We start from the raw sequence: 15,701 nt of genomic DNA on the forward strand, positions 1-15,701 counted from the left end.
CGCGTCTCGGAGGCCCTCAGGCCATGAGCTCGGGCGGCGTAGCTGTCCAGCCACGGGTCGAGCCGATTGCCTTTGACCTGATGAGTCTCGCTCACGTCCTGTTCCTTCCTCGGCGCGTCGGGATGCCGATGCGCCTAAGTCTCTCACGGGCGGCCCGAATCGAGACCCGGCAAGGAACAGGACCTCGATACCGAGATACCCGTCGAGGCGGCGGCATGTTTCACGTGAAACACCGGAGCCCGTGGGCCCGGTGCCGGCCTCCCCACCGGCAGGCTCAGGCGGAGCGGGATCCCTCGGCGACGATGGCCCGCAGCACGTCGAGGTCGTTGGGAATCTCGGTGACGTGCTGCTCAAGGGCGAGGAGCTCGGTGATGGCGGCCGGCACGGGCGGTGCGCTCCCGAGCGCCTCGGCAACGGTCTCCGGGAACTTGTCCGCGGTGGCGGTCTCCATGACCAGCGTCGGGAAACCGGGCTCCATGAGGCGCAGGGCGACCGTGACTCCGTCGGCGGTGTGCGGGTCGATGAGGGTGGCGCTGCGCTCGTGGACGAGCCGGATGGAGGCCAGACGGTCCTCGTGGGTTGAGGTGCCTGAGACGAAGCCGAACTCCTCGCGCAGGCGGTCGACGTGATCGGACAGGTCGAGAGCGCCTGTTTGCTCGAGCAGGGGCCACCGTCGCGAGAACTCCTCGGGGCCGAGAAGCTCGGCAATGAAGCGCTCGAGGTTGGAGGCCTTCGAGATGTCCATCGAGGGGCTCGACGTCGCCAGCGTCTCCCCGCGCGAGCGAGGACGGTAGATGCCGGTGGAGAAGAACTCGTCGAGCACGTTGTTCTCGTTGGTGGCCAGGATGAGCCTGCGGATCGGCACGCCCATGCGTCGAGCAAGGTGACCGGCGTAGATGTTCCCGAAGTTGCCCGAGGGGACGACGACGTCGACCTCGACCTCAGCGCGGTGCGCGCGGGGGGCGGCGTCGGAGACCCGGAGCCAGGACCAGACGTAGTAGACGACCTGGGCGGCGATCCGGCCGATGTTGATCGAGTTGACAGCGCCCAGGGAGTGCTCGGCCTTGAAGTCGGCGTCGGCGTTGAGTGCCTTGACGAGGTTCTGACAGTCGTCGAAGACGCCGTCGACCGCGATGTTGTGGATGTTGGGGTCGCTCAGGGAGTACATCTGGGCACGCTGCACGTCGCTCATCCGCCCCAGCGGGGAGAGCATGAAGACCGCCACGCCCTCCTGCCCCCGGAAGGCGTGCTCGGCGGCGGAGCCCGTGTCCCCGCTCGTGGCCCCCACGATGGTGAGGACCTGGCCCGTGCGTGCCAGGACCTCAGGGATCGCCTGGCCGAGGAACTGCATGGCGAGGTCCTTGAAGGCCATCGTCGGCCCCTGGGAGAGCCCGACGATCCACAGGCCGGAGGCGACCTCAGCGACCTCCCGCACCGGGACGACCGGATCCGGGAACCTCTGAGGGCCGTAGGCGGCCGAGGTCATCGCCGCGAGGTCCTCGCGGGGCAGGTCGGAGGCGTAGAGGCCGATGACCTCCGTGGCCAGCGCCGGGTAGTCCAGGTCGCGCCAGGACTCCAGGGTCGCCTCATCGAGGACCGGGACCGCCTCGGGCACCGCGAGCCCCCCGTCCGGAGCCAGGCCGGAGATGAGGACCTCGGTGAAGCCCGCGGGGTCCATCCCGCCGCGTGTCGAGATGTAGTGCATGTGTCCTCTTTCGCTCGCCTGTCGCTCGCTCGGGGCGCGGTGACAGCAATGCTATCAGTGCCCACTATGTGGGACAGAGATAGCCATCAAACGACCGGTGGGTGAGTGACCCAGGTCACTCACCCACCGGTCGCTCATCATGGGTCAGGCGAGCACCCGCTCGACCTCGGCCTTGAAGGCAGCCTTGGGACGCGAGCCCGAGAACTGGTGGAACACCTCCCCGTCGCGCACGATCGCGAAGGTCGGGATCGAGCGCACGCCGAAGGATCGGGCGGTCGCAGGGTTGGCGTCGACGTCGATGGTGACGAACTTGACCGCGTCACCGAGCTCGCCGGCGACCTCGTCGACCACCGGGGCCATCTGGCGGCACGGGCCGCACCACTCCGCCCAGAAGTCGACGACGACGGGGACATCGGATGCCAGGACCTCTGACTCGAAGGTCGAGTCGGTGACCTCGGTGCTGTGGGACATGGTTCTTCTCCTCAGGTGGGGCGCTCAGGCGCGCAGGGTCTCGAGATAGTGCTCAGCGTCCAGCGCGGCGCGGCAGCCTGAGCCGGCCGCGGTGATCGCCTGCTGGTAGAGGGGGTCGGCGACGTCTCCGCAGGCGAAGACACCGGGGACGCCGGTGCGCTGGGAGGGAGAGTCGACGACGATGTATCCGGCCTCGTCGAGGGTGAGGACGTCGGAGACGAGCTCGGTGCGGGGGATCTGCCCGATGGCCACGAACAGGCCCGCGGCCTCGAGCTCCCTGCGCTCGCCGGTGACCGTGTCCTCGAGGACGACTGACTCGAGGGCGTCCTGGCCGTTGAGCCCGACGACCACCGAGTTCCACGCGAAGTCGATGGACGGGTGGTCCATGGCGCGCTTGGCCATGACGGCGCTAGCGCGCAGCTCGTCGCGGCGGTGGACGACGGTCACCGAGCTGCCGAAGCGGGTGAGGAACAGGGCCTCCTCCATCGCGGAGTCGCCCCCTCCGACCACGACGATCGGCTTGTCCTTGAAGAAGAAGCCGTCGCAGGTGGCGCAGTAGGACACGCCGTGGCCGGAGAGGCGAGCCTCGTCGGGCAGCCCGAGCGTCCGGTACTCCGAGCCGGTGGAGATGATGACGGTGCGCGTCTCGTAGACGGCCTCCTCGGTGCGGACCCGCTTGACCTCCCCCTCGAGCTCGAGGGCGACGACGTCCTCGTAGCGGATGTCGGTGCCGAAGCGCTCGGCCTGCTCCTGCATCTGGGTCATGAGCTCCGGCCCCAGGATGCCGTCGGTGAAACCGGGGTAGTTCTCCACCTCGGTCGTGTTCATGAGGGCTCCCCCCGCGGTCACGGAGCCCGCGAGCAGCACCGGCTTGAGCTGGGCGCGGGCCGCGTAGATGGCGGCCGTGTAGCCGGCGGGGCCGGAACCGACGATGACGACGTCGTGGATCATGACACTCCTGGGTCTGTGGCGTGCGGGTGCGCCCGGCGGGCGGCACCGGTGGTGGAACCCGCCTCCGGCCGGGATTGTTCCCCGGCCCCGGCGTGGTCCGTGCTACCGCAGCGTGATCTCGCTGATGGTCGCCTTCCAGTCGCCGTCGGCGGCTCGAGGAAGGCTGGTCACCCACACGACGACGGACTGGGTGGTCGTGGGCGCGGAGAAGGTGAGGGTCGTCGTGCCCGAGGCGAAGGAACCCTCGGCCAGCAGGGTGCCTCCGGCGGGGTCCTCCGGGGTGGTCGCACGGATCTGGACGTGGCCGCCCTCCCCGGTGCCCTGGATCTCGATGCCCGAGACCGTGGCCGCCTGCTCGAGGGTGAGCGCGACGCCCAGACCGGTCTTGATGTTGCCGAAGGCGGAGGTCGAGTAGTACTGGGAGGACCACTGCGTGGAGGGGTCGCCGTCGAAGACGTTGGCGACCTCGTAGGCGTGCTCGTCGCTCACCCCGTCGGGGTCAACCGGCTGGGCCTGGACGACGACGATCGGCACCGCCTGGGCGGCGGGCTCCTGGGCCGGGGCCGCGGTGGTCGGGACCGTGTCGGCGGCCGGGATGTCCTCCTCGGAGATCTTGACCCCCGCGAGCTGGAGGAGGTTGCTGACCGCCAGGATCAGGCCGACGACCATGGCCAGGGCGAGGCTCGTGATGACGACCTTGGAGGTGCGGCTCACCGAGCGCTCCTCGGACTCCTCCTGCCACTCCTCCTCAGTGGCGAAGGTCTCGTGGAGCGTGCTGGCGGGCGGGGCCCCCGTCGGCGGCCCAGCGGGCGGGGCCTCGGCGGGCACCTGGGCCGCGACGGCGGGCGCCTCGGCGGCGGGCGCCGCCGGCGCAGGGGGCTGCGCCGGGGCCTGGGACGCAGCGGCGCCTGCCGCACCGGAGCCGGTCGGCAGCGTGACGGTCGGCTCGGAGCCGCTCGACCGGGGCACCGGGCGAGCCGTCGACAGTCGGCGCAGCCGGGACAGGACGCCCCGGGTGGCCTCCGCCACGCCGTCAGCCAGGGAGGTCGTCGCGCCCTCGGCGGGCGCGGGCTGCTCGACCTCGGCCGGGGGCTCGGCGACGGGGCTGGCGGCCACGGGCAGGGCGGACTCGTCCCACGGCGCCAGGGCGCGCGCGACCACCGAGGCCGAGGCGGGCGGCTCCGGCCCCCAGGCGCGCTGGACGAGGGCGTCGAGGTCGGCGTCGGAGGCGACCATCTCCGAGGCCAGGCGGGAGGGCGGCACCGGCGCCCCGCCGGGGGTGGTCGGCGCCGAGGCGATGCCCGAGCGCTTGCCGGGCCAGCGGTTGGTCAGCCCGTAGTAGAGCAGCTCGACGAGGGCGTGGGCGTCCTTGCGGTCCGCGGCCAGCGGGTCGGCCGAGGTCATGGCGTCCAGGCCGAGGGCGGCCGCCTCGACCCCGACGCCTGAGAGCTGGACGGTGCCGTCGGGGCGCAGGCGCACGGAGTCCGGCGACAGGTTGAGGTGGTGCAGGCCGCGTCGCGAGCAGGACTCGAGGGCCTGGGCGAGCTCACCGATGATCGCACGGACCTGCGCGGGGCTCAGCCCGTCAGCCACGAGGGTCGACAGGGTCGATCCGGTCGTCGGCTCGGTGACGATGAAGGCCTTGCCCGAGGTCTCGACGTCGTAGACCCGCTGGATCCGGGCGTCGTCGACCAGGACGGCGCGCGAGGCCGCCTCGAGCACCTCCTCACGGTGGGGGGTGGCGGCGGTGAGGACGAGGACTGTCACCTCGCGATCCAAGATGGTGTCCCGCCCGACGTGCCGCACGATGCGCGGCAGCGTGGCGGGCAGCGGGGACAGGAGCTCGTAGCGTCCGGAGCCGATCGGCGTCGCGTTCGTCAAGAGGCTCATCCTTCCCGGGCCCCAGGGTCCCTGTGCGTGTGGCGAGAGTGTACCGGGCGCTGCGCTGCGCACAGCCTCGGAGACCGCTGCGAGGTCCGCCAGGGTCGGGGCGGGAGCAGGGCGGAAGGGACGTGGGGGGCGGACAGGGGCCGGGACGTCGGCCGTCAGCGAGTAGGGCAGCGGGACGGCGCTGCCCGGAGGCACCGAGCGCGGGAGCACAAGAGGCTCCTCGCCGTCCTCCTCCACCGCGGCCGGTGCCGGGCGCACGGCCCGGGACAGGCGGGTCAGGACGGCCCCCGCCGGGCCGGGAAGCATCCTGCCCAGGCGGCCCAGGACGGAGGACAGCGGACCCGACAGGACCCGAAGCTCCTCGACCCGCAGGAGCGTGGCCGCCACGAGGTAGACGACGGTCATGATGAGGGCGGTCACCATGACCGTGACGGCGGCGTCGGTCGGGCGGGAACCGGTGATCGTGCCGTCGGCAGGGCCCAGGAGCCTGCGCACCGCCAGACCCGCCAGGACGGTGGGCAGCGCCGCCAGGACCAGCCGCGCGTAGGTCAGGGTGATCCTGCGCCCGTCGAGGCTGGGCAGGTGACGGCGCATGAGGGGGACGATGACGACGCAGCCCACGACCTGGCTGAGCACCGAGCCCACCGCCGCCCAGGCCATCCAGTGGTTCGCGGGGGCCAGGAGGTAGGCGCCCAGGCAGATGATGACCGGCACGATGCCCACCGGGACGTCGGCCCACAGCAGACGCTTGGTGTCGGCGTAGGCGAGCATGACCCGCTGCGTCGTGAACCAGATGCCCTGGAAGACGATGCCGACGGCCAGGATCGTGAGGATCGGCGCGGAGGCGGCGGCCTGCTCCAGGGAGATCGAGGGGAAGAAGAGCTGGAGCGCGGGAGTCGACAGGGTGGCGATGCCCGCGGCGAACAGGACGGTGAACACGGCGACGCTGCGCAGGCCCAGGGACAGGTCGTCGCGCACCCCCCGGGCGTCGTCGGCGGCCGCCTTCTCGCTCATGCGCGTGAACAGGGCCGTGATGATCGAGGTCGTCACGAGGGACTGCGGCAGCATATAGATCATCTGGGCGTTGGAGTACATCGTCGTCGAGGGGACGATGACGTCGGCGTACTGCGCCGTCTCCGCGGCCGTCACGGCGCGCGAGCCCAGGTTGGTCGTCGCCCACGTGCCCAGCTCGGCGGCACCGACGCCCAGCAGCGCCCACAGCGCCACCTTCGACATGCCCCCCAGGCCCATGCCGCGGATACCGAAGACGAGCCGCGGGCGGAAGCCCGAGCGCACGAGGGGGATATAGAGGACGAGCGCCTGGACCGCGATGCCCAGCGTCGTCGTGCCCCCGATGAGGGCGATGCGCTCGGCGGTCCACAGGGAGGGGTCCTGCCCCGAGGTGTAGCCGCCGTAGATACGCAGGTAGGCCACCAGGGACAGGATCGAGATGATGTTGTTGAGGACCGGCGACCACATGTACGGCCCGAAGTTCGAGCGCGCGTTGAGCACCTGTCCCCACAGGGCGTACAGGCCGTAGAAGAAGACCTGCGGCATGCACCAGAACGCGAAGGCGAAAGCCAGCGGCTGCCAGCGGCCCAGGCCCGAGGCGGTGAGCATGACGACCAGGGGCGCTGCCACCGTGAGCACCCCGGCGACGGCGGCGATCGTCAGGGAGGCGGCGGTGAGCAGGCGGTTGACCAGCTCCTCCCCGTTGTCCTGGCGCATGGCCCGCACGATCTGGGGCACGAGGATGGCGTTGAGGATGCCGCCGATGAGCAGCCCGTAGAGCTGCGTGGGCAGGGCGTTGGCGATGTTGAAGGCGTCGGCCGCCCCGGAGGCCGTGGCTCCCAGGGCCGCGATGACCAGGGCGGTGCGCACGAGGCCCAGGATGCGGCTGGCCAGGGTCCCCACCGCCATGACGGCGCTCGAGCGGGCGATCGAGCTCGCCCTGCTCGAGGATGCGGGTGCGGCGGAACGGGTCACCATGGTGCCTCCCGCGGTGCTGTGACGACGGGGCGTCGTCCGCGGCGCACCGTGCGCACGATGCCGACGACGAGCAGGAGGACCAGTCCGCCGCCCAGCACGGCGGTGCCGATCGACTCCCAGTCGGCGCGCACCCGCATGTGGACCGAGGCGGGCACCCCCACCTCCGTGCCCTGGGGGGACCTGAGCACGATCGCGACGTCGACGTCGCCGGAGCCCACCGCCTTGACCGGCACGGAGGCGATGGCCTCCCCGTGGGCGGGCACGGTGACCGTCACCGTCTGGGGGGCCTGCAGCCGTGTCGAGCTGGGCCTGAGCTGGACGGTGACGGTGGAGTCCTGGTCGAGGGAGGAGGTGATGCGGATCGGCAGGGAGGCCGTGGAGGCGATGAGGTTGACGGTGCGTGACGGCGCGGGCGTCAGACCCGCCGACAGCGCCTCCCCGCGACCCCGGGCCGCCGAGAGCGCCGCGAGACGAGCAGGGGGGTCTGAGCGCCATGAGCAGGACGCGGCCAGGGCGACGATGTCGGCGTCGACCCCGAGCGCGGACTCCGGGTCGGTTATCATCGAGCCCACCGATCCCAGGTAGGTCGCGGTCGAGCGGGCCTGGGCCAGCTCGGGGGCGGTCATCTCCTCCCCGGAGGTCGCGGTCTCCTCGAGCTCGACGCGCTCGACCTCGGTGCCCTCCTCGGCTGCGGTCGCCGCGGCCCCGGTGAGCGCGGCCAGGTCCCCGCCCTGGGTCCACGAGCTGGTGGTCACGGCCTCGACCCGGGCGGCGACCTCCTCGGGCTCGAGGCTCGCCGCGGTCGCGCGGTCCAGGACGAGGACGACGTCGCGGCTCAGGCTGGGGGCCTGACGGGTGAGGATCGCGGTCTGTGCCCGCAGGAGCTGGATCGTGTCGAGGGAGGACAGGGCGGTGGTCTCCTCGCTGACGGCGAGCTCGCCGCTCAGGGCGGCCGACAGCGCCCCGTCCGGCAGGAGCACGGTGCGGGATCCCAGGGTCGTGTGCCCCGAGGGCGTGTACGACAGGTCCTCGGCCACGCCCATGTCCTCGGTGTCGGCCACGACCGTGGTCACCGAGTCCGGCAGGGCGTTGAGCGTCGTCGTGTCGAGGGGGCCGGCGGTCCAGGCCAGGGACGTGTCGGCACCGGCCTGGGCGGCCGCGGACTCCTGGGAGCGGGTGACGGCGGAGGCGATGAGGTCGCCCTGGCCCAGGTGAGCCAGGGCCGACAGGTCCGCGTCGGCCCAGGGCAGGGCGATAAGGTCGCCGGCGCTCGCGGCCCGGGTCAGGGCCGCCGACAGGGCTGTGGTGGTGTCCTGGGGGTCCGAGGCGGTGTCCGCGCTCGGCGTGGGCGCGGGTGTGGCACCTGGATCGGCTGTCGGGGCGGTCGATGCCGCGGCGTCCTCGGTCCCCACCCCCAGCGCGGTCAGGATCGCGGGGTCGACGGCCAGGACGACGCCCTGGCCGGCCAGGTCGAGCAGGCCGAGGAGGCGCTGGGCCAGGTCGCTGCCCGCGGCGGAGGCGTCGGTCGCCTGGTCCGCCGTCGGGCTCGGGCTCGCCTGGCCCGAGGCAGTGCCCGAGCCTGTGGCCGTCGCCGCGCCCGAGGCGCCCTCGGGGTCCTGGGAGGAGGCCAGGAGCGCCGTCAGCTCCTCAGGGGAGGCGGTCACGGGGATGACGGTGGTCACGCGGGTGGGGCTGACCGTCACGCCGGCGTCCCACAGCATGATCGTGCGGTCGGTGGCCACGGTCTGCGAGCCGTCGGTCACCGAGACCTCCACCCCTCGCGGCCCCCACTCCTCGGTGTCGGTCAGGGGCAGGTCCTCGGCGGGCACCGTGACCGAGAAGGGGACGCTCTGCCCGGCCGCGACCCCGGTGTCGAGGGTGAGGGAGGCCGCCGTGGCCAGGGTGGTGTTCCGTTCGTCGGCGAGCCAGGTGCCCAGGCCGTCCCGGGTGATCTCGGTGCTGCGCTGGATCCCGACGAGCAGCTCGGCCTCCGTGAGGGTCTCGGTGGTCCCGTTGGTGATCGTCCCGGTGATCGTGAGGTCCTCGTCGTCGCGCACGACCTCGGGCGCGAGCGTCTCGACGGCGACGGTCACCTCGCCGTCGCCGAGCGTGTCCTCGCCGGGCTCCGCGGGCGCGGCCGCGACGGCGGCCTGCGCGGTGGCGGGCGCCGTGGGGGCGGACAGGCCGACGACGGCGCAGCCGGCGACGAGCAGCACGGCGAGCAGCCGGGCCAGGCCGCCGGAGTGCTCGCGCGCACCGGGGCGGCGCCGGTCCGCACGCGGTGTCGCGCCGCGCGGGGTCACCCGTCCCCCACGAGGATCTCTCTGGCGGCGGCGACGATCCGCCGCTCGTTGGGATAGGCCAGGCGCCGCGCGACGTCCTCCAGAGGCACCCACTCGACGTCCTCGGCCTCGTGGTCGGGGTCGTTGGCCGTCGTGAGGTCGCCGTCGAGGGCCTCGAGGAGGAAGTGGTGGACGACCTTGTGGACGCGGTGCTCCTCCCCGGCGAACCAGTAGTCGATGGTGGCCAGGTGTCGCAGCACACGACCCGTGATACCGGTCTCCTCGGCGATCTCGCGCACCGCCGCCTCCTCGGGGGTCTCCTGGCCCTCGAGGTGGCCCTTGGGCAGGCACCACTCGAGACGGCCCCCCCGGTTCCGGCGGGCGATGACGGCGGTGTAGGCCTGGCCGTCCCTGACCGACACGACGAGGCCGCCGGCGCTCGTCTCGTCAACGACCGGCAGCGTCCGGGCACTCGTGCGGCGCGGCTGGGCGCCGCGGGGCTTGCGAGTGCGATGAGTGGGCATGAGGACACTCTAGGCGGTCAAGTCCCGGCCGGTCAGAAGACTGTGGCCCCGCGTGGCAGGCTTGGGATGATGAACACCCCCCGCCGCGCCGACGCCCCCCGGTCCCGTCCCCCCGCCTCCCGCACCGGAGGCGCACTCGACCGTAGCCTCGGGCGGCTTCCCGACCCGGCCGAGGAGGTCGACGACCGGGGGCTGACGCCCACGGCCCGCACCGCCCTGGCCGGGCTGCCCCCCTCCCTGGCGGCCCTCGGGCACCGCTTCGCCCGCGCGGGCCACGAGCTGGCCCTCGTGGGGGGGCCGGTGCGCGACGCCTTCCTGGGCGCCGTGCCCCACGACCTGGACTGCACCACCTCCGCCCCCCCGGAGGTCACCGAGGAGATCCTGAGCGGCTGGGCGGACGCCTGCTGGGACATCGGCAGGGACTTCGGCACGATCGGTGCCCGCAAGGGCGACGACGTGGTCGAGGTCACGACGTATCGCACCGAGGCCTACGAGGTCGGGTCGCGCAAGCCCGCGGTCGCCTACGGCGACTCCCTTGTCGGCGACCTGAGCCGACGGGACTTCACCGTCAACGCCATGGCGCTGCGCCTGCCCGACCTCGAGCTCGTCGACCCCCACGGGGGTCTGGAGGACCTGCGCTCCGGGGTGCTGCGCACCCCGGCCAGCGCCGTGCAGTCCTTCGACGACGACCCGCTGCGGATCATGCGGGCCGCGCGCTTCGCCGCCCAGCTCGGCTTCGACGTCGAGCCCGACGTCATGGAGGCCATGGAGGCCATGGCCGGGCGCCTCGAGATCGTCTCGGCCGAGCGGGTGCGCGCCGAGCTCGAGAGGCTCCTGCTGTCGCCCTGGCCGCGGCGGGGGCTGGAGCTCATGGTGCACACCGGCGTGGCCGACGTCGTCCTGCCCGAGGTCTCGGCGCTGCGCGAGACCGTTGACGAGCACCGGCGCCACAAGGACGTCTACGAGCACACCCTGACCGTCCTCGACCAGGCGATCGCCCTCGAGACCGGCCCTGACGGGCCCGTGCCGGGGCCCGACCTGCGGCTGCGGCTGGCGGCGCTCCTCCACGACATCGGCAAGCCCGCCACCAGGCGGTTCATGCCCGGGGGCACGGTCACCTTCCACGGCCACGACCACGTGGGCGCCCGGATGACCGCGCGGCGCATGCGGGCGCTGCGCTTCGACAAGCAGACGACCAAGGACGTGGCCCGGCTCGTCGAGCTGCACCTGCGCTTCCACGGCTACGCCGACGCCGGCTGGTCGGACTCGGCGGTGCGGCGCTACGTCACCGACGCCGGGCCCCTGCTCGAGCGCCTCCACCGCCTGACCCGGGCCGACGTGACGACCCGCAACAGGCGCAAGGCCCGGATGCTCGACGCCGCCTACGACGACCTCGAGGAGCGGATCGCCGCGCTGCGCCAGGCCGAGGAGCTCGCCGCGATCCGCCCCGAGCTCGACGGGGCCCAGATCATGGCCGAGCTGGACCTGGCCCCGGGGCCGGTGGTCGGTGAGGCCTACCGCTTCCTGCTTGACCTGCGCATGGAGAAGGGTCCGATCGGCCAGGACCTCGCCCGTCAGGCACTGCGCTCGTGGTGGGCCGCGCGCGGGGAGTGAGGCCCCGGCCCTCGGTGCGCAGGCGCGGCCTGCCGGCTGACAGGGGTATGTCGTCTGTCTCGTGACGCTGTTCGGCGTGTGGCGGCTCCAGCTCGGCGGTGAGAACAGAGGTCGAACACGTCACTGTGAGCCCGAGAACGCTGGTATTAACGGGGTAGTCGGGCTCACAGTGACGTGTTCGACGGCGCGGGCGGGTCGATGGTGACCGGCTCGGCTCAGGTAGTGCCGGAGGCCGCCTTGCGGTCGAGGCGCGCCCGGAGGGCCTGGCGGACCTGCGGCCACTCGTGGCTCACGATCGAGTAGACGGCGGTGTCCCGCCAGGAGCCGTCCGCGCGACGCTGCGTGTGGCGCAGAACCCCCTCGGGGACGGCCCCGATGGCCTCGATGGCGCGACGAGAGCGTGCGTTGAGCACGTCGGCCTGGAGCTGGACCCGTTCGAAGCCGTGCTCGAAGGCGGCTCCCAGGAGCGTGAGCTTGACGTCGGTGTTGAGGGGCGTGCCCCACAGGCGCGGCGCGTAGGCGGTCCAGCCGATATGAGCTGAACCGTGCTCGAGGTTGAAGTCAGCCAGTGTCGTCGTGCCGACGACCTCCTGGCCCGAGTCGCGCGGCAGGCACACGGCGTAGACGTTGCCGACGCCCCAGCGCAGGTAGCCGCCGATGTGGCGCGCCCATCCCGCGTAGTCGGCCCGGTACGCCGCAGGTCCCCCGCCCCAGCCCCCGGCGAAGACCTCGGGGTGCCCGATGGCGGCGTGGAGGGCGGGCAGGTCCTCGGGGGTGAGGGCGCGCAGGAGGACGCCGCGGCCGGGCAGGACCAGCTCGGGTGCGGGGCGGGTGGTGGTCACCTGGCCAGTATGGCAGCGGTGGCGTCGGTGGCCACGTGAGTCGCTCTGTCCGCCGGGGCCCTCAACAACGAGGTCGAACACGTCACTCTGAGCCCGACAACGTCGGTATCGGCGGGGTCGTCGGGCTCAAACTGACGTGTTCGACGGCTCGGGCGGGCCGATAGTGGCCGGGGTGGTGGCGATGCTGGTGGCCGGAGCTCGTGCGTCGGACGCGAAGTCGTGCAGGAAGCCCGGCACTCCACTCCGACCTCGCCTTCCGCAACCTCACCAACTACATCGCCCGGAGTCTGCTGGAAACCGGCGGATTCCGACCCCGACTGCACCCTGGACTGGGATGAGCCGTCATGGGTGGTGGCGGCTTGTGTCGTGGTGGGCTTTACCTTGTGCATGGATTTTCGCCGAGTGCATGAGTTCTGGCGGTTTGTAGGTGCCTAGCGCGTGCAAACCGCGGGAACTCATGCGTCTGGTGCGGACTCATGCGTGGGAGGCAGAGCCGGGTGAGTGCGGATGGCCGGAACTTATGCGCGTGGACCGGTCTCATGCAGGAAGCCCGGGAGTGCCCCTCAGTCCAGGGAGTGTCTACGGAGCGACGTCCTGAGTCATATGGAGGCGAGTGCGCGACATTGGGTCTTTCTCACCAGGGGTGAGGGTGGTGGGCCGGGGATCGTTGGGGTGGTGCGGGAAAGTGAGTGTGTCGTAGGCCCCGCATGCGCCCTCGCATGACCCCCCCCAACCGCCACGAGCATCTTCTCCCACCATCGCGCCACATTCAGCGTCTCCGCTGGTTCAGGGCTCGGATGTGCGTCGGCCCCGGCGATGCACACGTGGGGGTCGGGATCTGGTGGGGTGCGGGGAAGAACCGCGTGATTCCGCGGATGGTTTTCGTTGACCGCCCTCGAGAATGTGCAGGTCCCCTCCGCACGACGCCCGGGAGTGCGCGGAGGGCGTGCAGGCATCTGTCCAGGGCGCTGACGGCGCCCAGGGGCGTCCGCCGGCACAGACCGACCCGCATGACCCCGGGGGTGCTGGCGTCGGTGACAGGGGTGGGTGCGTCGAGGCACACTGTGCGGACGGCGAGCATGCCCTGTGGCGTGCGGGGAGCGCTGCGTGCCGGGGCAGCGGTGCCGCCTGTGACTGACTGTCGAGATCCTCGGAGGCGACGCCCATGACCACTGGCCCTCAGGACGGCACGTGCTGCCCCACGTGCGGCAGGCGTCTGCCCGATGACCAGCCGATCTGCCGGGAGTGCTGGCGCTCAGGCGGGGCGATATCGGGTCGGGAGGCGGGGGCCGTCGCCCTTGGCGCCGTCGCGAGGTACCGCAGGCCGATCGTGAGGGTCGGGACGAGGATCGTCCGGCCCGTGCTCAAGGTGACCAGGTTCCTCGAGGACTGATCAGCGTCGACCCGCCCCGTCGCCGGAGCCGATCACCTGCGGCCCCGCGGCCCTGCGGCCCTGCGGCCCTGAGGGCCTACGGCCCTGAGGGCCTACGGCCCCGCGGACCTGTCGGGGCGGTCCTGTCGCGGTGAGGGACGGTGCCTCGACGGTCCGCGGCGAGTGCCTGGCCCCTCCGACGAGGACGGACTGCCCGGGTACGGGTACCCATCCGGTGCCCAGGTGCCGAGGACCGGACCTCGCTACCGTAGGTGTCATGAGCGGTGCGTTCTCTCACCCCGGACCCGCGGGACCGCCCGGGACGACGTATGCCAGGCCCCGCCCCAACCCCGGCCGAACGGCGGTGGTCGTCATCGCGTGGGTGTCTGTCGTGCTCGTGCCGGTGGCGGGATTCGTGGCCATGGTCATCGACCGGGAGGCGGGGTGGTTGATGCTGACCTACGTCGCAGGAGTCGGTCCCCTCCAGGCGCTCGCGCACCTCACCCTCGCCATCATGCTCGGTGCCGCTCGCTCGGCAGCCCCGCAGCGCCCCGTCTCGCCCTGGATACCGGTGGCGTACGCGGTGTACGTGCCCACCTTCCTGGCCGCCGCCTACCTCATCCTCGACTTCGGCGACACGCCGGTGTCCCACACCCCGTGGCGCGAGTCAGCCGAGATCGCCGTTCTGCCGCTCCTCGTCGTCTCCGCCGCCGCATTCCTGGCCCTCGTCGTCCTCGTCGTCCTCGACCTCGTCCGCGCGCGGAAGACGCGGGCCATGACGCCGTCCGGGGCCCAGGCGTGGTGTCCGCCGCGACAACCCGCTCCGCCCGGAGGACCTGGAGACGCGCCGGCGACGGGCCGAGCTCCGCACCTCCCGCCCGGCGCGTCCCACCCCCGCACTCCCGCCCCCATGGTGTGAGACGAAGTTGCCCGGCCACTGAGAAGCGACGACGATTGGGTGCATGCGCGTGCACAACTTCTCCGCCGGCCCCGCCCAGCTGCCCCTGCCCGTCCTGGAGCAGGCGGCCTCCGAGCTCACCGACTGGCGCGGCTCCGGCATGAGCGTGCTCGAGGACTCCCACCGCGCGAAGAACTTCGCGGCCTGCGCCGCCGATGCCGAGGCGACGCTGCGCGCCGTGGCCGGCGTGCCGGACAACTACCGCGTCCTGTTCCTCTCTGGCGGGGCCACCGGGCAGTTCTCCGCCATCCCCTTCAACCTCACCGCTGCCGGGGGCCGGGCCGCCTACCTCAACACCGGCCAGTGGTCGGCCAAGGCCATCGAGGAGGCGCGCCGCCAGCACGTGGAGGTCGAGGTCCTCGCCGACGAGGCCGCCTCCTCCTACACGACCACCCCCGCACCCGGCTCCTACACCGTCCCCGCCGAGGCCGCCTACCTCCACTACACGCCCAACGAGACGATCGGCGGCGTGGAGTTCCCCGACGTGCCCGAGGCCGGGGACGTCCCCCTCGTGGCCGACTTCTCCTCCTCCTACCTCTCGCGCCCGCTGGACGTGCGGCGCTACGGCGTCATCTACGGCGGCTGCCAGAAGAACCTCGGCCCGGCCGGCCTGGCGGTCCTCATCGTGCGCGAGGACCTGCTCGACCGTGCCCGCCCCGACGTCCCGGCGATCTGGGACTGGAAGGTCATGGCCGCGACCGACTCGATGCTCAACACCCCGCCCACCTTCTCGATCTACCTCCTGGGGCTCATCCTCCACTGGATCCAGGACACCGGTGGACTGGTCGCGATGGGTGAGCGCAACGAGGCCAAGGCGGCCAGGCTCTACGCCGCCATCGACGGCTCGGACTTCTACGCCAACCCCGTCGAGCCGCGCTCGCGGTCCCGGATGAACGTGCCCTTCACCCTGGCCGACCCCGCACTCGACGCCGACTTCCTCGTCGGTGCCCACGAGGCCGGCCTGACCAACCTCAAGGGTCACCGCAGCGTCGGCGGCATGCGCGCATCCATCTACAACGCGATGTCCGACGAGGGTGTCAACGCCCTCATCGACTACATGGCCGACTTCGAGCGCACCCGGGCCTGACCGGATCGACCTCGAC

The 15,701-nt window shown here is 72.2% G+C and carries 11 protein-coding genes; 4 read left to right on the forward strand and 7 right to left on the reverse strand.

The window, feature by feature from the left end; all coding sequences use genetic code 11:
- Positions 1-274: 274 nt before the first annotated feature.
- The 6 genes from thrC to EL245_RS08545 form a co-directional block, all read right to left on the reverse strand.
- The gene (gene thrC, locus EL245_RS08520; protein ID WP_126382751.1) at positions 275-1,705 is read right to left on the reverse strand and encodes a threonine synthase; all 1,431 of its coding nucleotides are present in this window, start codon (positions 1,703-1,705) and stop codon (positions 275-277) included.
- A 144-nt stretch (positions 1,706-1,849) separates the two neighbouring features.
- The gene (gene trxA, locus EL245_RS08525; RefSeq protein ID WP_126382752.1) at positions 1,850-2,176 is read right to left on the reverse strand and encodes a thioredoxin; all 327 of its coding nucleotides are present in this window, start codon (positions 2,174-2,176) and stop codon (positions 1,850-1,852) included.
- A 24-nt stretch (positions 2,177-2,200) separates the two neighbouring features.
- Entirely contained in the window at positions 2,201-3,127 is a 927-nt protein-coding gene (gene trxB, locus EL245_RS08530) for a thioredoxin-disulfide reductase (RefSeq protein ID WP_126382753.1), read from the reverse strand.
- 102 nt (positions 3,128-3,229) lie between these two features.
- Positions 3,230-7,006, reverse strand: coding sequence for a murein biosynthesis integral membrane protein MurJ (locus tag EL245_RS08535; RefSeq protein WP_126382754.1), 3,777 nt, complete (start codon positions 7,004-7,006; stop codon positions 3,230-3,232).
- Positions 7,000-9,309 carry a DUF6049 family protein gene (locus EL245_RS08540; RefSeq protein ID WP_232009694.1) on the reverse strand — a complete coding sequence of 770 codons (2,310 nt, stop codon included), beginning with the start codon at positions 9,307-9,309 and terminating at the stop codon, positions 7,000-7,002. The genes EL245_RS08535 and EL245_RS08540 overlap by 7 nt, the downstream gene beginning before the upstream one ends.
- Positions 9,306-9,812, reverse strand: coding sequence for an NUDIX hydrolase (locus EL245_RS08545; RefSeq protein ID WP_126382755.1), 507 nt, complete (start codon positions 9,810-9,812; stop codon positions 9,306-9,308). Before EL245_RS08545 ends, EL245_RS08540 begins: the two co-directional genes overlap by 4 nt.
- Positions 9,813-9,881: 69 nt before the next feature.
- Between EL245_RS08545 and EL245_RS08550 the strand changes: the two genes are divergently transcribed.
- On the forward strand, positions 9,882-11,426 hold the full coding sequence (locus EL245_RS08550; RefSeq protein ID WP_197719398.1) for a CCA tRNA nucleotidyltransferase: 1,545 nt from the start codon (positions 9,882-9,884) through the stop codon (positions 11,424-11,426).
- Positions 11,427-11,641: 215 nt separating this feature from the next.
- Here EL245_RS08550 and EL245_RS08555 read toward each other — a convergent pair whose 3' ends face one another.
- Positions 11,642-12,268: a GNAT family N-acetyltransferase gene (locus tag EL245_RS08555; RefSeq protein ID WP_126382757.1), complete on the reverse strand. Its 627-nt coding sequence runs from the start codon at positions 12,266-12,268 to the stop codon at positions 11,642-11,644.
- 1,165 nt (positions 12,269-13,433) lie between these two features.
- On the opposite strand from EL245_RS08555, the gene EL245_RS08560 reads away from it, so the two are divergent.
- The 3 genes from EL245_RS08560 to serC all read left to right on the forward strand — a co-directional run bounded on the left by EL245_RS08560 (position 13,434) and on the right by serC (position 15,685).
- On the forward strand, positions 13,434-13,661 hold the full coding sequence (locus EL245_RS08560; RefSeq protein ID WP_126382758.1) for a hypothetical protein: 228 nt from the start codon (positions 13,434-13,436) through the stop codon (positions 13,659-13,661).
- Between the two features lie 256 nt (positions 13,662-13,917).
- Positions 13,918-14,559 carry a hypothetical protein gene (locus EL245_RS08565; protein ID WP_126382759.1) on the forward strand — a complete coding sequence of 214 codons (642 nt, stop codon included), beginning with the start codon at positions 13,918-13,920 and terminating at the stop codon, positions 14,557-14,559.
- Positions 14,560-14,602: 43 nt separating this feature from the next.
- Positions 14,603-15,685, forward strand: coding sequence for a 3-phosphoserine/phosphohydroxythreonine transaminase (gene serC, locus EL245_RS08570; protein ID WP_126382760.1), 1,083 nt, complete (start codon positions 14,603-14,605; stop codon positions 15,683-15,685).
- Positions 15,686-15,701: the final 16 nt, after the last annotated feature.

Origin of the sequence: Actinomyces howellii, from assembly GCF_900637165.1 — a bacterium.
GTDB lineage: Bacteria > Actinomycetota > Actinomycetes > Actinomycetales > Actinomycetaceae > Actinomyces > Actinomyces howellii.